The organism is Burkholderia sp. MSMB1498 (assembly GCF_001526245.1).
GTDB classification, from domain to species: domain Bacteria; phylum Pseudomonadota; class Gammaproteobacteria; order Burkholderiales; family Burkholderiaceae; genus Burkholderia; species Burkholderia savannae.
In genome coordinates this window covers 16,602-38,557 of the sequence record NZ_LOYJ01000101.1, presented here as the reverse complement: position 1 = coordinate 38,557, position 21,956 = coordinate 16,602, and the positions used below count along the sequence as shown (strand labels likewise).

General features: G+C 66.9%; 23 protein-coding genes. 12 read left to right on the top strand and 11 right to left on the bottom strand.

What is annotated here, in order from left to right; translation table 11 throughout:
* Positions 1-2 precede the first annotated feature (2 nt).
* A complete protein-coding gene (locus WS91_RS21745) occupies positions 3-2,126 on the top strand; it encodes a 3-hydroxyacyl-CoA dehydrogenase NAD-binding domain-containing protein (protein ID WP_059671014.1) in 2,124 nt (707 codons plus the stop codon).
* A 367-nt stretch (positions 2,127-2,493) separates the two neighbouring features.
* Positions 2,494-3,627, top strand: a complete 1,134-nt coding sequence (locus tag WS91_RS21740) for a CaiB/BaiF CoA transferase family protein (RefSeq protein WP_059671104.1) — start codon at positions 2,494-2,496, stop codon at positions 3,625-3,627.
* Between the two features lie 88 nt (positions 3,628-3,715).
* On the opposite strand, the gene WS91_RS21735 is transcribed toward WS91_RS21740, so the two are convergent.
* From WS91_RS21735 to WS91_RS21715, 5 genes are all read right to left on the bottom strand, one after another.
* The gene (locus WS91_RS21735; RefSeq protein WP_038749936.1) at positions 3,716-4,273 is read right to left on the bottom strand and encodes a hypothetical protein; all 558 of its coding nucleotides are present in this window, start codon (positions 4,271-4,273) and stop codon (positions 3,716-3,718) included.
* A gap of 152 nt (positions 4,274-4,425) precedes the next feature.
* A complete protein-coding gene (locus WS91_RS21730; RefSeq protein WP_059671013.1) occupies positions 4,426-5,121 on the bottom strand; it encodes an RNA polymerase sigma factor in 696 nt (231 codons plus the stop codon).
* Positions 5,122-5,149: 28 nt separating this feature from the next.
* Positions 5,150-5,536 carry a cupredoxin domain-containing protein gene (locus tag WS91_RS21725; RefSeq protein ID WP_082758275.1) on the bottom strand — a complete coding sequence of 129 codons (387 nt, stop codon included), beginning with the start codon at positions 5,534-5,536 and terminating at the stop codon, positions 5,150-5,152.
* Positions 5,529-6,068 carry a DUF4142 domain-containing protein gene (locus WS91_RS21720; RefSeq protein WP_059577808.1) on the bottom strand — a complete coding sequence of 180 codons (540 nt, stop codon included), beginning with the start codon at positions 6,066-6,068 and terminating at the stop codon, positions 5,529-5,531. Before WS91_RS21720 ends, WS91_RS21725 begins: the two co-directional genes overlap by 8 nt.
* 191 nt (positions 6,069-6,259) lie before the next feature.
* The gene (locus WS91_RS21715; RefSeq protein WP_059578112.1) at positions 6,260-6,715 is read right to left on the bottom strand and encodes a hypothetical protein; all 456 of its coding nucleotides are present in this window, start codon (positions 6,713-6,715) and stop codon (positions 6,260-6,262) included.
* A gap of 465 nt (positions 6,716-7,180) precedes the next feature.
* Between WS91_RS21715 and WS91_RS21710 the strand changes: the two genes are divergently transcribed.
* Entirely contained in the window at positions 7,181-7,621 is a 441-nt protein-coding gene (locus tag WS91_RS21710) for a BPSL0067 family protein (RefSeq protein ID WP_038749926.1), read from the top strand.
* Positions 7,608-7,973 carry an STY0301 family protein gene (locus WS91_RS21705; RefSeq protein ID WP_038749923.1) on the top strand — a complete coding sequence of 122 codons (366 nt, stop codon included), beginning with the start codon at positions 7,608-7,610 and terminating at the stop codon, positions 7,971-7,973. Before WS91_RS21710 ends, WS91_RS21705 begins: the two co-directional genes overlap by 14 nt.
* 681 nt (positions 7,974-8,654) lie before the next feature.
* On the opposite strand, the gene WS91_RS21700 is transcribed toward WS91_RS21705, so the two are convergent.
* Both WS91_RS21700 and WS91_RS21695 read right to left on the bottom strand, forming a co-directional pair.
* Positions 8,655-9,407: an anti-sigma factor family protein gene (locus tag WS91_RS21700; RefSeq protein WP_059645231.1), complete on the bottom strand. Its 753-nt coding sequence runs from the start codon at positions 9,405-9,407 to the stop codon at positions 8,655-8,657.
* Complete coding sequence (locus tag WS91_RS21695; protein WP_059577794.1) at positions 9,404-9,919, bottom strand: RNA polymerase sigma factor; 516 nt, start codon at positions 9,917-9,919, stop codon at positions 9,404-9,406. The genes WS91_RS21700 and WS91_RS21695 overlap by 4 nt, the downstream gene beginning before the upstream one ends.
* Positions 9,920-10,081: 162 nt before the next feature.
* On the opposite strand from WS91_RS21695, the gene WS91_RS21690 reads away from it, so the two are divergent.
* Genes WS91_RS21690 through WS91_RS37525 form a run of 3 tightly spaced genes read left to right on the top strand, consistent with a single transcriptional unit; the run spans position 10,082 to position 12,118 of the window.
* Positions 10,082-11,164, top strand: coding sequence for a catalase family peroxidase (locus WS91_RS21690; RefSeq protein WP_059671012.1), 1,083 nt, complete (start codon positions 10,082-10,084; stop codon positions 11,162-11,164).
* Positions 11,161-11,688, top strand: a complete 528-nt coding sequence (locus WS91_RS21685; protein WP_059577787.1) for a cytochrome b — start codon at positions 11,161-11,163, stop codon at positions 11,686-11,688. The genes WS91_RS21690 and WS91_RS21685 overlap by 4 nt, the downstream gene beginning before the upstream one ends.
* Positions 11,689-11,734: 46 nt before the next feature.
* Positions 11,735-12,118 carry a hypothetical protein gene (locus tag WS91_RS37525; RefSeq protein ID WP_226377173.1) on the top strand — a complete coding sequence of 128 codons (384 nt, stop codon included), beginning with the start codon at positions 11,735-11,737 and terminating at the stop codon, positions 12,116-12,118.
* A gap of 430 nt (positions 12,119-12,548) precedes the next feature.
* Here the strand turns inward: WS91_RS37525 and gyrB are convergent, their stop codons facing one another.
* The 3 genes from gyrB to dnaA all read right to left on the bottom strand — a co-directional run bounded on the left by gyrB (position 12,549) and on the right by dnaA (position 18,067).
* A complete protein-coding gene (gene gyrB / locus WS91_RS21680; protein ID WP_059577784.1) occupies positions 12,549-15,017 on the bottom strand; it encodes a DNA topoisomerase (ATP-hydrolyzing) subunit B in 2,469 nt (822 codons plus the stop codon).
* 189 nt (positions 15,018-15,206) lie between these two features.
* The gene (dnaN, locus tag WS91_RS21675; RefSeq protein WP_038749872.1) at positions 15,207-16,310 is read right to left on the bottom strand and encodes a DNA polymerase III subunit beta; all 1,104 of its coding nucleotides are present in this window, start codon (positions 16,308-16,310) and stop codon (positions 15,207-15,209) included.
* Positions 16,311-16,471: 161 nt separating this feature from the next.
* Positions 16,472-18,067, bottom strand: a complete 1,596-nt coding sequence (dnaA, locus tag WS91_RS21670; RefSeq protein ID WP_038749869.1) for a chromosomal replication initiator protein DnaA — start codon at positions 18,065-18,067, stop codon at positions 16,472-16,474.
* Between the two features lie 445 nt (positions 18,068-18,512).
* On the opposite strand from dnaA, the gene rpmH reads away from it, so the two are divergent.
* The 4 genes from rpmH (at position 18,513) to yidC (ending at position 21,156) form a co-directional block, all read left to right on the top strand.
* Entirely contained in the window at positions 18,513-18,647 is a 135-nt protein-coding gene (gene rpmH, locus WS91_RS21665; protein WP_004198824.1) for a 50S ribosomal protein L34, read from the top strand.
* A 16-nt stretch (positions 18,648-18,663) separates the two neighbouring features.
* Complete coding sequence (gene rnpA, locus WS91_RS21660) at positions 18,664-19,131, top strand: ribonuclease P protein component (RefSeq protein WP_038749866.1); 468 nt, start codon at positions 18,664-18,666, stop codon at positions 19,129-19,131.
* A gap of 79 nt (positions 19,132-19,210) precedes the next feature.
* A complete protein-coding gene (yidD, locus tag WS91_RS34035) occupies positions 19,211-19,480 on the top strand; it encodes a membrane protein insertion efficiency factor YidD (RefSeq protein WP_006024057.1) in 270 nt (89 codons plus the stop codon).
* An 8-nt stretch (positions 19,481-19,488) separates the two neighbouring features.
* Complete coding sequence (gene yidC, locus WS91_RS21655; protein ID WP_059577780.1) at positions 19,489-21,156, top strand: membrane protein insertase YidC; 1,668 nt, start codon at positions 19,489-19,491, stop codon at positions 21,154-21,156.
* A gap of 143 nt (positions 21,157-21,299) precedes the next feature.
* Here yidC and WS91_RS21650 read toward each other — a convergent pair whose 3' ends face one another.
* On the bottom strand, positions 21,300-21,665 hold the full coding sequence (locus WS91_RS21650) for a helix-turn-helix domain-containing protein (RefSeq protein WP_226377172.1): 366 nt from the start codon (positions 21,663-21,665) through the stop codon (positions 21,300-21,302).
* Between WS91_RS21650 and WS91_RS37520 the strand changes: the two genes are divergently transcribed.
* On the top strand, positions 21,603-21,776 hold the full coding sequence (locus WS91_RS37520; protein ID WP_226377171.1) for a hypothetical protein: 174 nt from the start codon (positions 21,603-21,605) through the stop codon (positions 21,774-21,776). The two genes, WS91_RS21650 and WS91_RS37520, sit on opposite strands and share 63 nt — an antisense overlap.
* Positions 21,777-21,956 lie beyond the last annotated feature (180 nt).

The window sequence follows — 21,956 nt, the reverse complement described above, 5'->3', positions numbered from 1 at the left end:
CCATGATCGATTACACGCTCGATGACGACGGCATCGCGACCCTCACGTGGAACCTGCCCGAGCGCAGCCAGAACGTGCTGAACGGCGAGAGCTGCGAGGCGTTCTTCGCGGCGGCGGCGCGCGCGCTTCAGGACGCGGCGGCGAAGGGGATACTCGTCACGTCGGCGAAGCCCGATTTCATCGCGGGCGGCGACCTCGAATGGCTGCAGGCGAGCAACGACGCGGCAACGCTCTTCGAGCGCACGTGCGAGCTGCACCGCGCGCTGCGCGCGCTCGAGACGGGCGGCAAGCCGGTGGCGATCGCGATGCCGGGCTCGGCGCTCGGCGGCGGCTTGGAGATCGCGCTCGCGGGCCATTATCGCGTCGCGGCCGACAATCCGAAAGCGCGCTTCGGGCTGCCCGAGGTGACGCTCGGCCTGTTGCCGGGCGGCGGCGGCACGCAGCGCCTGCCGCGCCTCGTCGGCGTCCAGGCGTCGCTGCCGCTCCTGCTCGAAGGCAAGCGGCTGAAGGCGGCCGATGCGCTGAAGGCCGGCATCCTGCACGCGGTCGTGCCGGCGGGCGAGGAGAGCGCCGCCGCGCGCGCGTGGCTGCTCGACGCGAGCCGCCGCACCGCGACGCAGCCGTGGGACGCGAAGGGCTTCAGGATTCCGGGCGGCGCGCTCACGCACCCGTCCGTCCAGCAGGTGTTCATGGCGGCGAACGCGCTCGCGCGGCAGAAGACATACGGCAACTATCCGGCCGTCGCGAGCATCCTGTCGTGCGTGTACGAAGGGCTGCTGACGGATCTCGACACGGGCCTGAAGACGGAAGCGCGCTATTTCGTGAAGGCGGTGCTGTCGCCGGAAGCGAAGGCGATGATCCGCACGCTGTTTTTCGGGATGAACGAAGCGAACAAGCTCGCCGCGCGGCCGGCGGGCGTGCCGACGCAGCGCTACCGGAAGATCGGCGTGCTCGGCGCGGGCATGATGGGCGCGGGCGTCGCGTACGTGAGCGCGAAGGCGGGGCTCGACGTCGTGCTGATCGACACGAGCGACGAAGCGGCCGCGCGCGGCAAGGACTACTCGCGCAAGCTCGTCGACAAGCAGGTGCAGCGCGGCCGGCTCGCGCAGGAGAAGGCCGACGCGCTCGTCGCGAAGATCACGCCGACGACCGACTTCGCGCGGCTCGACGGCGCGGAGCTCGTGATCGAGGCGGTGTTCGAGGATCGCGCGATCAAGGCCGACGTCACGCGCAAGAGCGAAGCCGTGCTCGCGCCCGACGCCCTCTTCGCGTCGAACACGTCGACGCTGCCGATCTCGGGGTTGGCGCAGGCGAGCGCGCGGCCGGCGAACTTCATCGGCCTGCATTTCTTCTCGCCCGTCGACAAGATGCCGCTCGTCGAAGTGATCGTCGGGCGCGAAACGAGCCAGCAGACGCTTGCGCGCGCGTTCGATTATGTGAAGGCGATCGGCATGACGCCGATCGTCGTCAACGATTCGCGCGGCTTCTACACGAGCCGCGTGTTCTCGACGTACGTGCTCGAAGGGCTCGCGATGCTCGCCGAGGGCGTCGCGCCCGCGCTGATCGAGAGCGCCGGGCTGCTCGCCGGGATGCCGGTCGGGCCGCTTGCGTTGACCGACGAGGTGTCGAGCGAGCTGATCCACAAAATCACGAAGCAGACGCGCGCCGATCTCGGCGACGCGTACGTCGCGCGCCCCGGCGAGGACGTGGCCGCGCGGATGGTCGAGCTCGGCCGGCTCGGCCGCAAGGCGGGGCGCGGCTATTACGACTATCCGGCGAACGGCGGCAAGAAGGCGTTGTGGCCGGGGCTCGCGAGCGAGTTTCCGGCCGCGGCCGAGCAGCCCGACGTGAAGACGCTGATCGAGCGGCTCGTGACGGTGCAGGCGGTCGAGACCGCACGCTGCCTCGTGGAGCGCGTGCTGACGACGGCTCGCGACGCGGACGTCGGCGCGATCCTCGGCTGGGGCTTCCCGGCGTTTCGCGGCGGGCCGCTGTCGCATATCCACGGCGTCGGGGTGGACGCGTTCGTCGCGACGTGCGATCGTCTTGCGGCGCAGTACGGCGCGCGCTTCGCCGTGCCGACGCTGTTGCGCGAGATGGCGGCGCAGGGGCAGAGCTTCTACTGAGCGGGGCGTGTCGAAGCGTGCGGTGATCGGGGTGCGCCGGGCTTCGCGCCGCGTGCGCGATCGCGTTGTGCGCCGCGCGCGGCGAGGCGCGTGATGCGGCGTCGTAACGCATTACGTCGTGGCGCGTCGTATCGCGGGCATCGCAGGCATCGCGCCGCGTCAGTCGAGTCGGTTGCGTCAGTTGCGTCAGTTGCGTCAGTTGTGTCGTAACGCATCGCGCACGCATTGCGCGGAATCGACGCGGGGCGAGCGACGTGACATTGCGTGACGCCGTGTGACGCCGCCGAACCGCGATCGGCGCCGCCACCGACGCACCGCGATTCGGCATCGCACCGAACCGGGCGCATCGAACTTCACGGGAGCGGGCATGGGCCCTTTGCACGGAATCCGAATCGTCGAAATCGCCGGAATCGGCCCCGCGCCGTTCTGCGGAATGCTGCTCGCCGACATGGGCGCCGACGTGATCCTCGTCGAGCGCACGGCCGGCCGCGACGGCGATCCGCTCGATCTCGGCCGTCGCGCGATCTTCAATCGCGGCAAGCGCTCGCTTTCGCTCGACCTCAAGCAGCCGGCGGCGGTCGATGCGGTGCTGCGGCTCGTCGAAGGCGCCGACGCGCTGATCGAAGGGATGCGCCCCGGCGTGATGGAGCGGCTCGGGCTCGGCCCCGATGCATGCTTCGCGCGCAATCCGAGGCTCGTGTACGGTCGGATGACGGGCTGGGGGCAAGACGGCCCGCTCGCGCACGCGGCGGGCCACGACATCAACTACATCGGCCTGTCCGGCGCGCTGTGGTATGCGGGGCGGCCGGGCGACGCGCCGCTTGCGCCGCCGACGCTCGTCGGCGATCTCGGCGGCGGCGCGCTGTATCTCGCGATGGGCGTGCTCGCGGGCATCCTGGACGCGCGCCTGCGCGGCAAGGGCCAGATCGTCGATGCGGCGATCGTCGACGGCAGCGCGAATCTGATGAACCTGCTGCTGTCGATTCACGCGGCGGGATTCATGCCGATGGCGCGCGGCCAGGGCTTGCTCGACGGCCCGCACTGGTACGGCAGCTATCGCTGCGCGTGCGGCGGCTACGTGAGCGTCGGCGCGCTCGAGCCGCAGTTCCACGCGCTGCTGCTGGACAAGCTCGATCTCGCCGACGACGAGGATTTCCGCAATCCGTACGATGCGAGCCGCTGGCCGCGGCTGCGCGAACGGCTCGCGGACCTCTTCGCGAGCCGGCCGCGCGCGCATTGGGTCGAATTGCTGGAGGGCACCGACGTGTGCTTCGCGCCCGTGCTGAGCCCGGTCGAGGCGAAGGCGCATCCGCATCTCGCCGCGCGCGGCGTTTATGCGGAACGCGACGGCGTGCTGCAGGCGGCGCCGGCGCCGCGGTTTTCCGGCTCGCCGGCCGCGCAGCCGGGCGCGGTGCCGCGACGCGGCGCGGACAGCGCCGCGATCCTGCGTGAAGCGGGCTTCGCGGACGACGAGATCGCGGCGCTCGTCGCGAAGGGCTGAGCGGGCCGGGCGCGGCATCGCGTGCCGGCCGATCGGCGGGCGGCGGCGCGCGGCGCGCGATTCGACGCCGCGCGGCGCGCGCTCACGTTCACTTCCCGCCGGTCGTCGGCAGCGGATTCCATTGCCTGAGCGCGCGTTCCTTCGCCGGGCCGTTCTTTGCGAGCCACGCGCTGACTTCGTTGCCGACCGCGTGCCCATATTCGCGATGCGAGTAGATCGCGGCCGCGCCCGCGCCGTCGACGAGCGCGATGCGCGTGAACACCGCTTCGATGAAATCGCGCGTCGGGAACACCACCGAGATGAAGTATTCGGCCGGCTTGCCGGGCGCGGCCGGCACCGCGTCGACCTTCAGAACCATCGCGCGGTTCTGCTTGTAGAGCCCGAGCACCGAGTTCGCGATCGCCGCGAGCCCGTCACCCGTCGTCGCTTCCGGATAGCGCACGAGCGTGATCATGCTGCGCCACGTCAACAGATCTTCCTCGCCCTTCGGCGTGTATTCGAGCCGATTGCTCGCGGCGTCGCGCCGGAAGAAATCGACGCCGTCGAACGACAGCGTCTTGCCGGCGGGTGCGGCGTGCGCGACAGATGCAGTGGACGCAATGGATGCGGCGAGCGTCAGCGCGAGCCAGGCCCGGATGATGCGCATGGAGTGGTCCTCGGATTGGATGGAAGCGCCGGCGGCCGTCTTCGGCGCGGCCGCACACCCGGACTGTAGCCGAATTGCTTGCGTCGTGACGCGCGGCGCACCGCCCATCGAGGATGCGCGCGGGCGAGACGCACGGCATCCGGCGCCCGGACCTATCGCCCGGATTCTCCGTCGACACGCCGCATGACCGCCGCCACCAGGCGATCGCAATCGCCGCCGCCGAATTCGAACACGTCGTGCTCGACGAGGCCGATCTCGCGCGCCAGCGCGTCGCGCAGCAGGCGCTTCGCGCGGAAATGGCGGCTGCGCACGGTCGCCTCCGGAATGCCGAGGCAGTGCGCGGTTTCGTCGACGCTCAGTTCCTCGACCGAGCGCAGCACGAACACGATCCGAAACGCGTACGGCAACCGCTCGAGCTTCTGTTCGAGCAAACCGCGCAGCTCGGCGCGCGCCGCGGCCCGGTACGACGGATCGGGATCGTGCGCGCACATCGCGTCGATTTCGGATTCGGCGTTCATATCGACGATCGGAACGACACGTTGGCGGCGCGCATGCCGGCGCAGACGCGCGAAGCATTCGTTGAGCACGAGCCGCGCGAGCCACGTGAAGAGCGCGGCTTCGCCGCGAAACTCGCCGATCGCGCGGTATGCGGACAGATACGCGTCCTGCAGCGCGTCTTGCGCGTCCGCGTTGGAGTGCAGCGTCGCGCGCGCGATGCGAAAGAGGCGCCGGTTGTGGCGCCGCATCAACAGTTCGAAGGCGGACCGATCGCCCGCGGCGATGCGGCGTGCGAGCAATCGTTCGTCATCCGCATCGTTTTGCGCGAACGCCGTCGCGAAATTCGTCATCTCGATCGCCTCGTGTTGGCGGGCCGCATCAGCGGACGATCAGCGTGGCCTGCATCGTCGGATGAAGCCGGCATTGGTATGGATAATCGCCGCGCCTGTCGGCGACGTAGCGCCACCGTTCGCCCGGCGCGATGTTGCGCGAATCGAACGCGTCCGACATCGCGCTCGCGGTGTGCGCAACGAGATCCTTGTTCACCCATTCAACGCGATCGCCGCGATGCACGGTCAACGTCTGCGGAATGAAGCGCATGCCCTCGATCACGACGACGTGCGTGCCGGGCGACGCGGCTTCGCCGGTCGCCGCGGGAACCGCACCCGCGAGCAGCGCGCCCACGAGCGCGAGCGCGAGCGCGAGCCTGGCCGCCGTTGCGCTGCGCGACGGACGAGCCGGGCGGGCATGCCGGCGCTCAGCCACCGCTCTTTCCCAGCGCGGCTTGCAAGTGCTTCGCGTGATCCAGGTGCGCGACGAACACCGGCCGCGCCTTGACGAGCAGCGCCTTCAGCTCGTCGTTCTTCGCGTTCGGGATCAGCGTCTTGTCGAGCGCGTCCAGCACCGTTTCATGGTAGGCCACTTCATGCGCGACGTACGCGCTGTCGAACGCGGCGCCGTGCAGTGTCTTCAGATTCGCGAGGTTCTCGTCGCCGCCCTGCTTGAGGCTGCGGCTCGTCGCGTTTTCTTCCGGCGCGACGTTCAGTTTGTGCAGCAGATCGGCGGCGGCCTGATTGACGCTGCCGTGATCCGCGACCATGCGCTGCGCGAACGCCTTCACGTCCTTCGATGCGGATCGCGATTCGGCGAGCTTGCCGGCGTCGATGTCGACCTGATTGGCCGTCGCGACGATCGCCGCGATCTGCGGATCGGTCGGCCCCGCGCCCTGCGCGCAGGCGGCGCCGCTCGTGAGCGCGAGCGTCAGCGCGCCGAGCCATCCTCTCGTGATGATCTTCATGCGAGTTCTCCCAAGTGACGGACAGGCGGCGTGCGGAAACGGGCCTCGATGCGGCCGGCGCTGCCGTGCGCCGTGAGGACATAGATGTCGCGTGTCGCCGTCGCGTTCCGGCGCAGCGGAAGCGATGCGGCTCGCACGGCGCTGCCCCCGGCGGACGCGACGCGCCGGCGGCGTTTCGTACGCCCGATGCGCTAGTGCCGCAGCATGCCGCCCGACATGCCGCCGCCATGCGACAGCCCGTGATGAAAACCGCTGCCCATCGGCGGGCCGATGTGACCCGGCGTCATCGGATGAAAATGGTGGAACCGGTGGAAGTGGTGGAAGCGATCGACGAATACGAAGGTCGTGCCGCCGACGACGAAGAAAGGCGTGCCCCAGTACCACGGATCGGAAAACGGGTAGTCGGCGATCGGATACCACAGCACGCTGCCGTCGTCGCTCTCGATGAGCCGCCAGGTGCCGTCGCTTTGCAGGCATGCGCGGCCGACGACTTGCTGCATCGTGCCGTCGATTTCCGCTTGTCCGGTGATCGCCCGGCAGCGAGACGTGTCGATCGACGTGGTGGTTCCGTCATAGGCTTGTGCGCATGCGCAGACGGACACGCTCGCGCACATCAGCGCGGTTGCGCAACGAATCAGCTTGTTCATGATAGGGCTCTGAATGGACACCCCGAAATATCGGCGCGCGGCGCGATGGCCGGCGTCGTCCTGCATGCCGTCCTTTTTCGATGTCGACGAGCGCATGCCGCGCGCGCGGAGCACCGCTTTCGCGAAACGTCTGACGCTCGACTTGTAAACGAACGGACGTGCCGCGCTATTCCATGATGCGCGCGACAAGCGAGTGCGTGGGACGATCGGCGGCATGGCGTGCCGTGAACGAGCCGTTTCCTTGCGTCCGGCGAGCGCGTTGAGGCGTCGCATTGCGCCGATCGCGCCGATCGCGCAGCGCCGCGCGCGGCCGCGATCGATCGGCGCGGCGTGCAAATTGCACTGAGATGCAAGAAATTTGTTCAATTGTCGCGGCGGTTGATCGTTTTCGGCATCTGCCCGACAATCCGGTTCGCCTGGCTGGTTGTGTCAATTCGAATTCCGGTTAAAAAAACCGAGGGAACCATGCCTTACGTCTCCGCCACTTATTCGAGCAACGCCGAGGCGCCGGTCGGCCGCTGGACTTGCGCGCCGAGCTCGGCGCTCACGCCGTTCGACCAAGCGCCGGCCGGCAGCGTCACGTCCGGCGTCGATCTTTGCGGGCAATGCGTGTCCTATGTGAAACGCGTGTGCCCGACGCTGCCGCTCACCGTGCAATGGCGCAAGGGCGCGGCGGTGAAGGGGAATGCGACGATCGTCGCCGGCACCGTGATCGCGACGTTCAACGCGGCCGGCAAATACGACGGCCACGCGGCCATCTACGTGAGCCAGTCGAAGGACGGCGGCGTCCTGGTCTACGACCAGTTCGTGACGCCGCCCACGCCGCAACCGGTTCAGCAGCGGCGCCTGCGCTGGGGCGCGCACGGCCGGTCGAACAACGGAGACAACTTCCATGTCGTGGAGTAAGGCAGCCTGCGCATTGGTCGCGGCGGCGTTTTTCGGCTGTGCGGGCGCGTCCGGCACGACGGGCGCAACCGGCGCGAGCGCGGAAGTCTGCCCGGTGCGGCAGCAAAGCCCGCTGCATTACGTCGACGTGTTCGACGGCGCGCCGAGCGATCTCGCGACGCTGGTTCCCGACGACGCCAGCGAGCGCAACGGCCACTGGGCGCTGGGCTACGTGTACGACGCTGGCCGTTACGTGACGATCCGCTGCAAGTACGCGGACGGCGAGACGCGGGACGTCAAGCTCGCCGGCCGCGTGAATCGCTGCGATTACCGGATCGACGGCAAGAAGGCGTTGCGGGTGACGTGCAAGTGACCGCCGCGTGAGGCGCGATGGCGCGCCGCGCGTTCGATGCGTTCTTGCGTGCGATGCGCGCGGCGTCCGACGAGCCGCGACGCAATTGATCCTCGAGCGGTGCGCGCTTTTCTTCGTCCGTTTTCCATTCTGCCGATCGATGCGGATTGCGTCGGGCGGCGGCGTCGCCTGCCGCACGTCGCGCGCTTACGCCGCGAATTCGACTTCGAGCGAATTAACGGAAACCTGTCCTTGCGTCGCGATCGGCTCGTCAAATCCTCGTTCATCGGGCGCATGCGACACGGCGCGTCGCCGAGGCTGTCCGGGTGCCTGACGACAGCACGCGATGCTTGAACTCGCGAACCGGCAGGCGGCGTGTGTGCGGCGCGCCGTCGATGGGTCCGTCGATGGAGGCGCGTGGTCGACAGCGAGCACGCGTCGCGCGCTCGGAGGCGAACGCATCGAGCGAAAGCCGGACGCCCATCGGGCGCCGCCCGTCAGATCCGCTCTTCGAGCGCATGTGCGACGCCCGCTTCGCCAACGCTGCCCGCGCGCGCACCGACCGCATGGTAGAAGCCGCATACCGATTCGCGGCGCTCAAGCAGTGCGCCGTCGGCACGCTGGCCGGCCGACAACGAGCACGCGTTACGCGCTCGCGGGCAACCGCATCGCACGAAAGCCACGCGCCCGTCGCGCCCGCGGTCAGGTCTGCGCATCGAGCGCACGCGCGACGGCCGCCTCGCCCACGCTGTCCGCCCGCCCGACGACCGCATAGTTGAACCCGCGCACCGATCCGTAGCGCGCGAGCAGCGTGCCGTCGGCGCGCTCGCCGGCCGCGAGCAAGCGATTCGCCGATTCGGGCGGCCGCACGTAGAAGCTCAGCGTGCGCCCGGCCGCATCCTCGTACAGCACCATCGCGGCCGCGCCGCGCTCGGTCGCGAAAAGACGCCCGCCGACGGGCGCGAAGCCCGCGCCGCTCAGGTCCGGCAACCGGACCGACGCGCCGACCTCGCGCGCGACCCACGCCTGCAACTCGCCCGGCCGCTTCTGCACGACGTCGACGCGCGCGCTGCGATCGACGACCATCAGCTTGTACGCGGCGACGGCGTCGCTCATCGGCGCGGCGGGCGTGCTGCGCCAGCCGTGCGCCTGCCAGCCGCCCATCGCGCCGAGCCCGACGCACAGCACGAGCGACGCCGCCACCGCGAGCCGCGCGCGCGCCCGTTCGGCGCGGCGCGCGCGCAGCGCGGCGGGATCGAGCGTCGCAGTCGGCGCGGGCAGCGCGGCCGAATCGAGCGCCGCGCGCAGTTGCTGCGCATCCTGCCGCCAGCGGAGCATTTGCGCCGCGCGCGCCGGATGCAGCGCGAGCCAGCGCTCGACGGCCGCGCGCGCATCGGCGTCGAGCCGGCCGTCGACATAGGCGTGAAGATCGTGTTCGTCGGGCGGAATGTTCATTTCATCAAACGCAGCGAAGGAGCGGAAATCTCGCCGTCGCCGAGCGCGCGCAATGCGTGCCGCGCGCGCGACAGCCGCGACATCACGGTGCCGATCGGAATGTCGAGCAGCTCGGCGACTTCCTGATAGCTGAATCCCTCGACGGCGACGAGCAGCAGCAGGCTGCGCTGCTCCGTCGGCAGCCGGCCGAACGCGTCGAGCATCGATCGCGCGATCGCGTGATCCTCGGCCGACGGCCATTGCGGCTCGTCGTCGTCCCTGATCCGGCCGAGCAGCCACGCGTAGCGCTTCGCGCGGCGCGTCGCATCGACGAACTGCCGGTACAGGATCGTGAAGAGCCAGCTGCGCAGCGCCGAATCGTCGCGCCGCGTCGACCAGCGCGACAGCGCACGCTCGAGCGTCGACTGCACGAGATCGTCGGCGCTGTGGACGTCGCGGGTCAGCCAGAGCGCGAAGCGGCGCAGTCGCGGCAGCAGTTCGCGCAGTTGGTCGTCGAGATCGGCGGGGGGCATGGGCGGGGCGGATGCCGGCGTCGGAGTGGATTCAAAGCGTCAGACGCCCGGTCGCCCGAGTTTATTCCACGCATGCGCGAAAAAATTCCTCGTGGAATAAACCGGGCGGCGATCCGTCATACGCGGGTTCGACACAGGACCTGATGGTCGAGAGCGTACACGATGGAACACCCTTCAACGCCGCCTGCCGAGCCGGTGCGCGGCCTCTGGCGATGGGCGCTGATCGGCGGCGCGGCGGCGGCGGTCGCGGCGTCGTTCGGCTACGTCGGCGGCTGGCTCGCGCCGCACCGGCTGACGCCGCAGCGGCTCGTCGACGCGCTGCAGCGCAACGGCGGCCTGCATCCGGGCTACCGGCGCAATCACGCGAAAGGCGTCTGCGTGACGGGCTATTTCGAAGGCAACGGCGCGGCGAGCGCGTACTCGACCGCGCCCTTTTTCGCGGCGGCGCGCGCGCGGGTGGTCGGACGCTTCGCGCTGCCGGGCGGCAATCCGTACGCGCCGGACAACAGCGTGCCGATTCGCAGCCTCGCGCTGCGCCTGAGCGCGCCCGACGGTGAGCAATGGCGCACGGGAATGAACAGCATGCCGGTGTTTCCGGTCGCGACGCCGCGCGCGTTTTACGAGCAGACGGTGGCGGGGCGGCCCGACCCGAAGACGGGCAAGCCCGATCCGGCGAAGCTGAAGGCGTTCTTCGACGCGCATCCGGAGACGGCCGCGTTCCGCGCGTGGGCGAAGACGGCGAGGCCGGGCGCGAGCTACGTCACCGAGACGTATTACAGCCTGAACGCGTTCTATCTCGTCGATGCGGCGGGGCGACGGCAGGCGGTGCGGTGGCGCGTCGCGCCGGAACAGACGGCCGAGGCGGGCGAAGTCGCGAAGGCGGGCGATCCGAACGTGCTGCAGGAGGATCTGACGCGGCGCATCGGTTCCGGGCCGCAGCGCTGGCGTTTGTTGCTCACGCTGGCGGAGCCGGGCGATCCCGTCGACGACGCGACGCGCGCGTGGCCCGCGAATCGCACGACGATCGATGCGGGCACGCTCGTGCTCGACCGCGTGGAGGCGCAGGGCAGCGGGCCGTGCCGCGACGTCAACTACGATCCGACGATCCTGCCCAACGGCATCCGCGCGTCGGGCGACCCGCTGCTCGCCGCGCGCTCGGCCGCGTATGCGGATTCGTACCTGCGCCGCACGAGCGAAGAAGCCGGGATGCCCGGCGCCGCGCATCCGCTTTCGGAGAAACGATGATGAAGACTACGTTCGGCCCCCTGGCGCGGCTGCTGCATTGGGCGATGGCGGCGATGATCGTCTCGATGTTGTTTGTCGGCGCGGGGATGGTGGCGACGGTGTCGGGGCGGCACGCGGTGCTGATTTCGATTCATAAGCCGCTCGGGGTGGCGGTGCTGGCGCTGGCCTGCGTGCGGGTGGTGGTGCGGTTGAGTTCGCGGCCGCCGGCGTTGCCTTCGGATTTGCCGGGGTGGCAGAAATTCGCGGCGCATGGGTCGCATCTCGCGTTGTATGCGCTGATGATCGCGATGCCGGTGGTTGGGTGGGCGATGCTGTCGGCGGGCGGGTATCCGGTGACGTTGGGCGGCGGCGTGCAATTGCCGCCGATCGCGCCGGCCGATCCGGTTTGGTTCGCTTGGCTGCGGCATGCGCATCGGTGGCTGGCTTATCTGTTCTTCGCGACGTTTCTCGCGCACTTCGCCGCCGCGCTTTATCACGGGTTGATTCGACGGGATGGGGTGTTGAGGGCGATGGTGGGGCGGTGAGCGCGATGGGGTACGGCGATCGCGATTGACGGTGCGGACTTTGTTCTTGGTAACGACCGAAGGAGGGACTGCGGGCCGCAATGATGCAGCCCGCTCGTTCGATCGAAATGCGATCGCGTTCTATGTATCGCTTGTGGAGTTCAGCGAGCGCAACCGCAGCATGCAGCGGAGGCGCAATGAGCGGCGGAGTTTCAAGCCAATTGCAAACATGGATGTCATCGGGCGCCATCGGCCGCTGGGTTCCGGCTTCTACGTACTGTGTCAACCGGATGAGGCCGGCGCTGCAAAAATGAACGCGTGGACCGTCCACATCGCCGTGCTGTCTGCACCGGCAGCGCCACCCATATCCGGCACCGCTTCCGCCTATCTTTTCCGGAAGGCCTGGAAATTTACATCATCGGAGGGTCATACGGGTCGTCGACGGTCTTGAGCCGATTGCCAAGACTCGTCGGCGCGATTTTTTGCTGGCCGGCATGCGCAGCATCCGCGCGATTGCTGCGGAAAGGAACATTGAGATTCTCGTCGAACGCTATTGCGGACCTGACATCCGGCTCAAGTCATATGCCATCTCGGATGCGACACTCTTTGCATGGGCCGGCGTGCACACGGGAACTCACAACGAGATTGTCTCAAAGAAAGGATGGCCGCTATCGTCTTTCCATTCGACCTTGCGGAAGCGGGGAATCTGGCGAAATCGTTGAAGGCGGATTGCTCGAAGCGGCTCGGCTGTATGGTATTGACCGGTGACCGTTCGGGGGCGATGGGTTAGCTTATAGTTGAACTATCAATAAAAAAGACCCATAAGTTTCTCAACTTATGGGTCCCAGATTCTCAGGTTATGCGTCTACCTACACGACACCTCAAACATCAATATTCCCCGCCCTCAACGCATTCGATTCGATAAACGCCCTACGCGGCTCGACCTCATCCCCCATGAGGGTGGTAAAGATCCCGTCCGCCGCAATCGCATCCTCGATCTGCACGCGCAGCAACCGCCGCACCGCCGGGTCCATCGTCGTTTCCCACAGCTGCTCGGGGTTCATCTCGCCCAACCCCTTATACCGCTGCTTCGACATGTTCCGCTCGGCGTCGGCCATCAGCCACTTCATCGCTTCCTTGAAGTCCGACACGTTCGAGCTTCGCTCGCCGCGCTTGATCGCCGCACCCGCGCCGATCAAGCCCTTGAACGTATTCGCGGTGTTCACGAGCTGCTGATAATCGGCCGTGTGCTGGAACTCTTCGTCGATCACCGACACGCGCACGTTGCCGTGATGCGTGCGCTCGACGCGCAGCGAGCGCTGCTCGCGCACCGCATCGTAAGCCGGCACGACGCGCACTTCTGTCTTCGAGTCGTCGGACAGCGCGGCGGCGAGCGCCTTCGCCGACGCCTCCGTCGACGCCTCGCTCGACAGATCGATCGCGACGCCGTCCATGATCGCCTCGAGCGCGGCCGGGTCGTACAGGCGGCTCAGCCGCCCGATAACGCCCTGCGCCAGCAGATACGAGCGCGCGAGCTCGCCGAGCGCGTCGCCGGAGATCGGCGTGCCGTTCTCGATCGGCACGAGCTCCGAGCCCTGCAGCGCGAGGCGCAGCATGTGCGCGTTCAGTTCGGCGTCGTCCTTCAGGTAGCGCTCGTCGCGGCCCGCTTTCACCTTGTAGAGCGGCGGCTGCGCGATGTACACGTAGCCGCGCTCGATCATCTCCGGCATCTGCCGGTAGAAGAACGTGAGCAGCAGCGTGCGGATGTGCGCGCCGTCGACGTCCGCGTCGGTCATGATGATGATCCGGTGGTAGCGCAGCTTGTCGAGGTTGTAGTCGTCCTTGCCGATCCCGCAGCCGAGCGCGGTCACGAGCGTCACGATCTGCTCGGATGACAGCAGCTTGTCGTAGCGCGCCTTCTCGACGTTCAGCACCTTGCCGCGCAGCGGCAGGATCGCCTGGAACTTGCGGTCGCGCCCCTGCTTGGCCGAGCCGCCCGCCGAATCGCCCTCGACGATGTAGATTTCCGACTTCGCCGGGTCCTTCTCCTGGCAATCCGCGAGCTTGCCCGGCAGGCCCACGCCGTCGAGCACGCCCTTGCGGCGCGTCATCTCGCGCGCCTTGCGCGCGGCGTCGCGCGCGCGCGCCGCTTCGACGATCTTGCCGCAGATGATCTTCGCGTCGCTCGGCGTCTCGAGCAGGAACTCCTCGAGCGCCTTCGCGACGACTTCCTCCACCGGCGCGCGCACTTCGGAGGAAACCAGCTTGTCCTTCGTCTGCGAGCTGAACTTCGGCTCCGGCACCTTCACCGACAGCACGCACGAGAGCCCCTCGCGCATGTCGTCGCCGCTCGTCTCGACCTTCGCCTTCTTCGCGATCTCGTTGTCGGCGATGTACTTGTTGATCACGCGCGTCATCGCCGCGCGCAGGCCGGTCAAGTGCGTGCCGCCGTCGCGTTGCGGGATGTTGTTCGTGAAGCACAGCACGTTTTCGTTGTAGCTGTCGTTCCACTGCATCGCCACTTCCACGCCGACGCCGTCCTTCTCGCCGTTGATGTGGAAGATCGTCGGATGCAGCACGCTCTTCGTCTTGTTGATGTACTCGACGAAGCCCTTCACGCCGCCCGCGAACGCGAAATCGTCTTCCTTGCCGGTGCGCTGATCGGTCAGGCGGATGCGCACGCCGTTGTTCAGGAACGACAGCTCGCGGATGCGCTTCGCGAGGATGTCGTAGTGGTATTCGACGGTGCCGAAGATCGTCGGATCGGCCATGAAGTGAACTTCGGTGCCGCGGTTCTCGGTCTCTCCGATCACCTGCATCGGCGAGACGTCGACGCCGTCGCGCGTTTCGAGCATGCGGTTCTGCGCGATGCCGCGATGGAATTCCATGAAGTGCTTCTTGCCGTCGCGGCGCACGATGAGGCGCAGCCAGCTCGAGAGCGCGTTCACGCACGACACGCCGACGCCGTGCAGGCCGCCCGACACCTTGTAGCTGTTCTGGTCGAACTTGCCGCCCGCGTGCAGCTCGGTCATCACGATTTCGGCGGCGCTGCGCTTCGGCTCGTGCTTGTCGTTGAGCTTGACGTCGGTCGGGATGCCGCGGCCGTTGTCCGTCACGGAGATCGAATTGTCCGCGTGAATGGTCACGTGGATGTCGTTGCAGTAGCCGGCGAGCGCTTCGTCGATCGAGTTGTCGAGCACCTCGAACACGAGGTGGTGCAGACCGGTGCCGTCCGACGTGTCGCCGATATACATCCCGGGTCGCTTGCGCACCGCTTCCAGGCCTTCGAGGATCTGGATCGACGACGCGCCGTAGCTATTTTCGGGCTGCGAATTGTGCTGTTCAGTCATGGATGTCTTCCGGTTCTGCTGGGCTGCTCAAGTGGCGGCGCGGTGCTTCTGCCGAAAAAACCCGGGCCGCCTCGGGTTTTTCGCCCCTTGCGGGGGCCGGCGTCGTGCGCCGGCGCTCGAGCGTCCGAATCGCCATAAAAACGCCAAAGGGGCGTGGCGCCCCTTGGTGTATCCGGCGAGTCGTGCGCATCAAATGCGCATCGGCATCACCACGTACTTGAATTCATCGTTCTCGGGCACGGTGATGAGGGCGCTCGAGCTGGCGTCGCCGAGGCTCACCTGGACGGTGTCGACCTTCAGGTTCGCGAGCACGTCGAGCAGATACGTGACGTTGAAGCCGATGTCGACGGTGTCGCCCTGGTAGGCGATTTCCAGTTCTTCCTGCGCCTCTTCCTGGTCGGCGTTCGTCGACATGATCTTCAACTGGCCGGGCGCGATGATGCAGCGCACGCCCTTGAACTTGTCGGACGTGAGGATCGCCGCGCGCTGCAGCGAGCGCTGCAGCTCTTCGCGGCCGATTTCGAACGTGTTCTTGTGCGCTTTCGGGATCACGCGCTGGAAGTCCGGGAACTTGCCCTCCACGAGCTTCGACACGAGCTCGACCTGGCCGAACGTGAACTTCGCCTGCGTTTGCGCGATGTCGATCTTGACCGTGTCGTCGATATCCTCGAGCAGGCGCTGCAGCTCGAGAATCGTCTTGCGGGGAACGATCACTTCCTGGCGGCCGAACGAGCCCTCGATCTTCATCGACGAGAACGCGAGGCGGTGGCCGTCGGTCGCGACGGCCATCAGGCGGTCGCCGTCGACGACGAGCAGCATCCCGTTCAGGTAGTAGCGGATGTCCTGCTGCGCCATCGCGAAATACACCATGCCGAGCAACTGGCGGAACGCCTTCTGCGGAACGGCGAGGCTTGCGCCGAATTCCTTTGATTGCGCGACGGTCGGGAACTCGTCGGCGGCGAGCGTTTGCAGGGCGAAACGGCTCTTGCCGGACTGCACCGTCAGGCGCTTGTCGGTGAGCGACAGCGTGACCTGGCCGTCGGGCATCGCGCGCAGGATGTCGAGCAGCTTGCGGGCCGCGACGGTCGTCGCAACTTGGTCGCCGCCGACGCCGAAATCGGCGCGCGTCGTGATCTGGAGCTCGAGGTCGGTCGACAGGAACGACACGTCCGGGCCGTTCTTCGTAATCAACAGATTGGCGAGGATCGGCAACGTGTGGCGGCGTTCGACGATACCGCTCACGGTTTGCAGCGGCCTAAGGAGGGTGTCTCGTTCGGTCTTGACCAGTTGCATAGAGTTCCTTCGTTCAAATAACGGCCTGCAAGCCTCGCAGCGCCTGCCGGGCGGGCCGCCGGCCCGCCGACGGCGAGGCGGTCAAACCAGTATTGTGCCTCAAAACCGAACCGCCCCTTTTAAATTGGGGCGCTTCCGCGATTCTCAAGCGCCCGCGCGCATCAGCCCTTGAGCGTCTGCTCGAGCACGTGCAACTCGTGGTTGAGCTGCGCGTCCTTGCCGCGCTCGTCGGCGATCTTGCGCACCGCGTGCAGCACGGTCGTGTGATCGCGCCCGCCGAACAGCTCGCCGATTTCGGGCAGGCTTTTCTGCGTGAGCTCCTTCGCGAGATACATCGCGATCTGCCGAGGCCGCGCGATGTTCGCGGGGCGCTTCTTCGAATACATGTCGGCGACCTTGATGTTGTAGAAATCGGCAACCGTCTTCTGGATGTTCTCGACCGAGATCTGCCGGTTCTGCACGGTAAGCAGATCCTTGAGCGCTTCCTTCGTCAGCTCGATCGTGATCTCGCGGCCGTGGAACTTCGAATACGCGAGGATCTTGCGCAGCGCGCCTTCGAGCTCGCGCACGTTCGAGCGCAGATGCTTCGCGACGAAGAACGCGACGTCCTCCGACAGGCTCACGCCCTCCGATTGCGCCTTGCGCATCAGGATCGCGACGCGCATCTCGAGCTCGGGCGGCTCGATCGCGACGGTCAGGCCCGAATCGAAGCGCGAGATCAGGCGATCGTCGATGCCGGAGATTTCCTTCGGATAGGTGTCGCTCGTGATGATCACCTGCGCCTTGTTCGCGACGAGCGCTTCGAACGCGTAGAAGAACTCTTCCTGCGTGCGCGACTTGCCGGAGAAGAACTGGATGTCGTCGATGAGGAGCAGGTCGAGCGAATGATAGTAGCGCTTGAAATCGTCGAACGCCTTGCGCTGGTAAGCCTTCACGACGTCGGACACGTACTGCTCCGCGTGGATGTAGCGGATGCGCGCGCCCGGCTTGTCGAGCAGCAACTGGTTGCCGATCGCGTGGATCAGGTGGGTCTTGCCGAGGCCGACGCCGCCGTACAGGAACAGCGGGTTGTACGAGATGCCTGGGTTGTCGGCCACCTGGATCGCCGCCGCGCGCGCGAGCTGGTTCGCCTTGCCGGTGACGAAGTTGTCGAACGTGAGCACCGGATTGAGCTTCGAGCGCTCGTACATCGAATCGGCGGCTTCGCTGTTCGCGTTCGCCGCGCCCGGGCGCCACGTGCGGCGGCCGGCAGCCGCTTCGTGCGCGGTGAGGCTCGGCAGGTCGAGGTCGGCGGCTTCGTCGGCGTTGAGCGCGGCGGCGTTCGCCTGCGCGGCTTGCGCGGCCTGCGCCGCGGCGACGGCGGCCGCGGTGGCGGCGTTCATGCCGGCGCGCGGGCTCGGATCGGCAGCGCCGGCGGCGGCCGGGGCGGCGGAAACGGGAGCGGAGTTCGCCGCCGACAACGGCGCGCGGGGCGCGAGCGGCGCCGCGCCGGCTGCGGTGCGCTGGCCCGCCTTCGGATCGAGCACGAATTGCACTTCGATCGGCGCGTTCCAGAAATCGCGGGCCAGATCGGAGATCCGGCCCGAGAACTGGCTCTTGACCCAGTCGAGCTTGAAGCGGTTCGGTGCGGCGATCGACAGCGTGTTCGCAGCGGCATCGAAGGCGACCGGGGCCAAGGGTTTGATCCACGTCACGTACTGTTGGGGCGTCAATTCACGCTCCAATAGCGCGGAACAGTGTTGCCAGAAATCGTTCATCGAAGAGCTGTCGTTATTACGGTTGCACGCACGGCGCGCGGCCGCCCTTGTCGCGGATGCGCAACAAGGCCCGGTGCGGCCGTGCAGACGTGCCTCGGACGCTTGCGCGACAAGGGTTTGAGCGCGAGCGCGGGCCGAGGCGGCGTGCGGGATTCTTGGAGATAAGGCGAGATTCTACCGCCAAACGCGGTGCGCGCGGGAGTTATCCACAGGGGCGAATTGTCAGTGGGGCGCAATCGCCACAGCGCGCGGAACCGGGGATCGACACCGCCGATGCGGCCCCGATGTGCCTCTAACGTATTGACCGCCAAGAGAAAAACGGTTTAAATAGCGGGTTCCGCGAAAACCAATCCTGTTATTTTCGGCGATTGCGTTCGCCCGGTTGCCTCGAAAGAGAGGGCACGCGGTCCCTGATTCCCGATATTCTCGAACAAGTGAGAGCAACATGAAACGTACCTACCAACCTTCCGTGACGCGCCGCAAGCGCACCCATGGCTTCCGCGTGCGCATGAAGACGGCAGGCGGCCGCAAGGTCATCAACGCCCGCCGCGCGAAGGGCCGCAAGCGTCTCGCCATCTAAGGGCGGGCCGCGCGCCGTGTCCGCCGTCCGCAGCGATGCGGGCGAGGCAGCCGCTGTCCCGGGTTCGATTCCGTTGCAAGCGTCCGCCGCCTTCCCCAAAGCTGCGCGACTTCTGAAAACGGATGAATTTTCATCCGTTTTTCGTTTGCGCCCGTGGCGGCGCACCGCGCACTTCGTGATCTACGGCAAGCCGACAGGGCACGAAGCGCGTCTCGGGCTCGTCATCGGCAAGAAGTACGCTGCGCGTGCGGTGACTCGCAATATGGTCAAGCGGCTCGCCCGCGAAGCGTTTCGCACGCGTCGCGCCGAGTTCGCCGGCTGGGATATCCTGTTGCGCCTGCATGCGCGCTTCGACAAGAAGGCGATGCCGAGCGCGGCATCCGCGCCGCTCGCGGCGCTGTGCGCGGGCGAGATCCGCGAGCTGCTCGATCGGGCAGCCCGGGAGATCGTCCGTCGCAACGGGGCGAAGCCCGCGTCCGAGTGACGCGCCGACGCCCGTCGCGAACGGCGGCCGGCTGTTCGCCCGATAGGCTCGAACGCGGCGCATCGGCGCCGCCACTGCTATGCAAACGGTTCTGATCGCGTTGCTGCGCTTTTACAAGCTTGCCGTGAGCCCGCTGCTCGGCAGCCGATGCCGTTTTTATCCTTCCTGTTCGGATTACGCGCGCGAGGCAATCCAGTATCATGGCGCCGCGCGCGGCACTTACCTTGCCGCCAGGCGCCTGTGCCGATGCCATCCGTTCTCCGCGGGCGGCATCGACCTCGTCCCGCCGCCCAATTCCGACGCACGTAACGCTCCTCACGAAGCTGAGGCGTCGTCCCATCGACTCTGAGACAACGCATGGATATCAAACGCACCGTCCTATGGGTGATCTTCTTCATGTCAGCGGTCATGCTGTTCGACAACTGGCAACGGTCCCACGGACGCCCGTCGATGTTCTTCCCGAACGTCACGCAGACGAACACCGCGTCGAACGCGGCTAACGGCGCGTCGGGCGCAAGCGCGGCGGCGGCGAACGCGCTGCCGGCGGCCGCGACGGGCGCGGCTCCCGCGACCACCGCGCCCGCGGCGCAGGCGCAGCTCGTGCGCTTCTCGACCGACGTCTACAACGGCGAGATCGACACGCGCGGCGGCACGCTCGCGAAGCTGACGCTGACGAAGGCGGGCGCCGGCAAGCAGCCCGACCTGTCGGTGACGCTGTTCGACCACGCGGCGAACCACACGTACCTCGCGCGCTCGGGCCTGCTCGGCGGCGATTTCCCGAACCACAACGACGTGTTCGCGCAGGTCGCCGGCCCCACGTCGCTCGCGGCCGACCAGAACACGTTGAAGCTGTCGTTCGAGTCGCCCGTCAAGGGCGGCGTGAAGGTCGTGAAGACGTACACGTTCACGCGCGGCAGCTACGTGATCGGCGTCGACACGAAGATCGAGAACGTCGGCACCGCGCCCGTCACGCCCAGCGTGTACATGGAGCTCGTGCGCGACAACACGTCGGTCGAGACCCCGATGTTCTCGCACACGTTCCTCGGGCCGGCGGTGTACTCGGATCAGAAGCACTTCCAGAAGATCACGTTCGGCGACATCGACAAGAACAAGGCCGATTACGTCACGTCCGCCGACAACGGCTGGATCGCGATGGTTCAGCACTACTTCGCGTCCGCGTGGATTCCGCAGCAAGGCGCGAAGCGCGACATCTACGTCGAGAAGATCGATCCGACGCTGTACCGCGTCGGCGTGAAGCAGCCGGTCGCGACGATCGCGCCGGGCCAGTCGGCAGACGTCTCCGCGCGCCTGTTCGCCGGTCCGGAGGAAGAGCGCATGCTCGAGGGCATCGCGCCCGGCCTCGAGCTCGTGAAGGACTACGGCTGGGTGACGATCATCGCGAAGCCGCTCTTCTGGCTGCTCGAGAAGATTCACGGCTTCGTAGGCAACTGGGGCTGGGCGATCGTTCTGCTCACGCTGCTCATCAAGGCGGTGTTCTTCCCGCTGTCGGCGGCGAGCTACAAGTCGATGGCGCGGATGAAGGAAATCACGCCGCGGATGCAGGCGCTGCGCGAGCGCTTCAAGAGCGACCCGCAGAAGATGAATGCGGCGCTGATGGAGCTCTACAAGACCGAGAAGGTGAACCCGTTCGGCGGCTGCCTGCCGGTGGTGATCCAGATTCCAGTGTTCATCTCGCTGTACTGGGTGCTGCTTGCGTCCGTGGAAATGCGCGGCGCGCCGTGGATTCTGTGGATTCATGACCTGTCGCAGCGCGATCCGTACTTCATCCTGCCGGTGCTGATGGCCGTGTCGATGTTCGTGCAGACGAAGCTGAACCCGACCCCGCCGGACCCGGTCCAGGCGAAGATGATGATGTTCATGCCGATCGCGTTCTCGGTGATGTTCTTCTTCTTCCCGGCCGGCCTGGTGCTGTACTACGTGGTGAACAACGTGCTGTCGATCGCGCAGCAGTACTACATCACGCGCACGCTCGGCGGCGCCGCCGCGAAGAAAAAGGCGAGTTGACGCTCGGCTTGCCGAAAAAAGGGGCGACGCAGTTCGCCCTTTTTTTCGAGCCGCCTCGAATGCCGGATGTCGTTTCGGCTGAAGATACGAAAAAGCCGCCTGATCAAGCAGGCGGCTTTTTCATTGATGCGGGCGCCGCGCGGTCAGCGCTTCGACGTATCGCCGTAGAACTGCTCGATCAGTTCCTGCACCAGATAGCGGTGATGCGGCGACAGCGATTCGATCTTCGACGCGAGCTCGATCGTCTCCGGCGTCGGCGGATACTTTTCGTCGCGCGGCAGCGGCTGCGGCGTCGTGCGCGCCGCGCTCGGCGGCGGGCCATAGTGCAGCCAATGCAAGTCGACCCGCAGCCATTCGGCAAGCGTGCGAAGCTTGTCCGGTGTCGGGATTGTGCGGCCCGTCAGCCATTTGTGCGCGGTTTGCGGAGAAACCGGATGCTCGCCGTGATGACGCAAATTGAAATGCAAAGCGAGTTCCGTCGCGCCGGTCACTTTTTCTGGGCTGCGCAACAAGGCGAATTTGAGACGTTCGGTGAACGCCGCTTTTTCTTCGAGTGTCGGCATGGCCAGATTGTGCAGTTCGACCGCTGCCAAGGAGACAACCATTCAGGTTATGATTAGCCCAACTGAGTGACTGTTTAACTGGTGGATGCCAGAGGTTGCGATCGGGCGCGGTTGCGCTCATGCTTGCTGATCGGTGGTTGAGGTCGTTTGGTCGGAATGGCGCCCGTAATTCGTCGTATCAATTGGTTAGCGCAACTAAGATAAACAGAAAATTGCGGAAAATGGCGGGGTGGAACG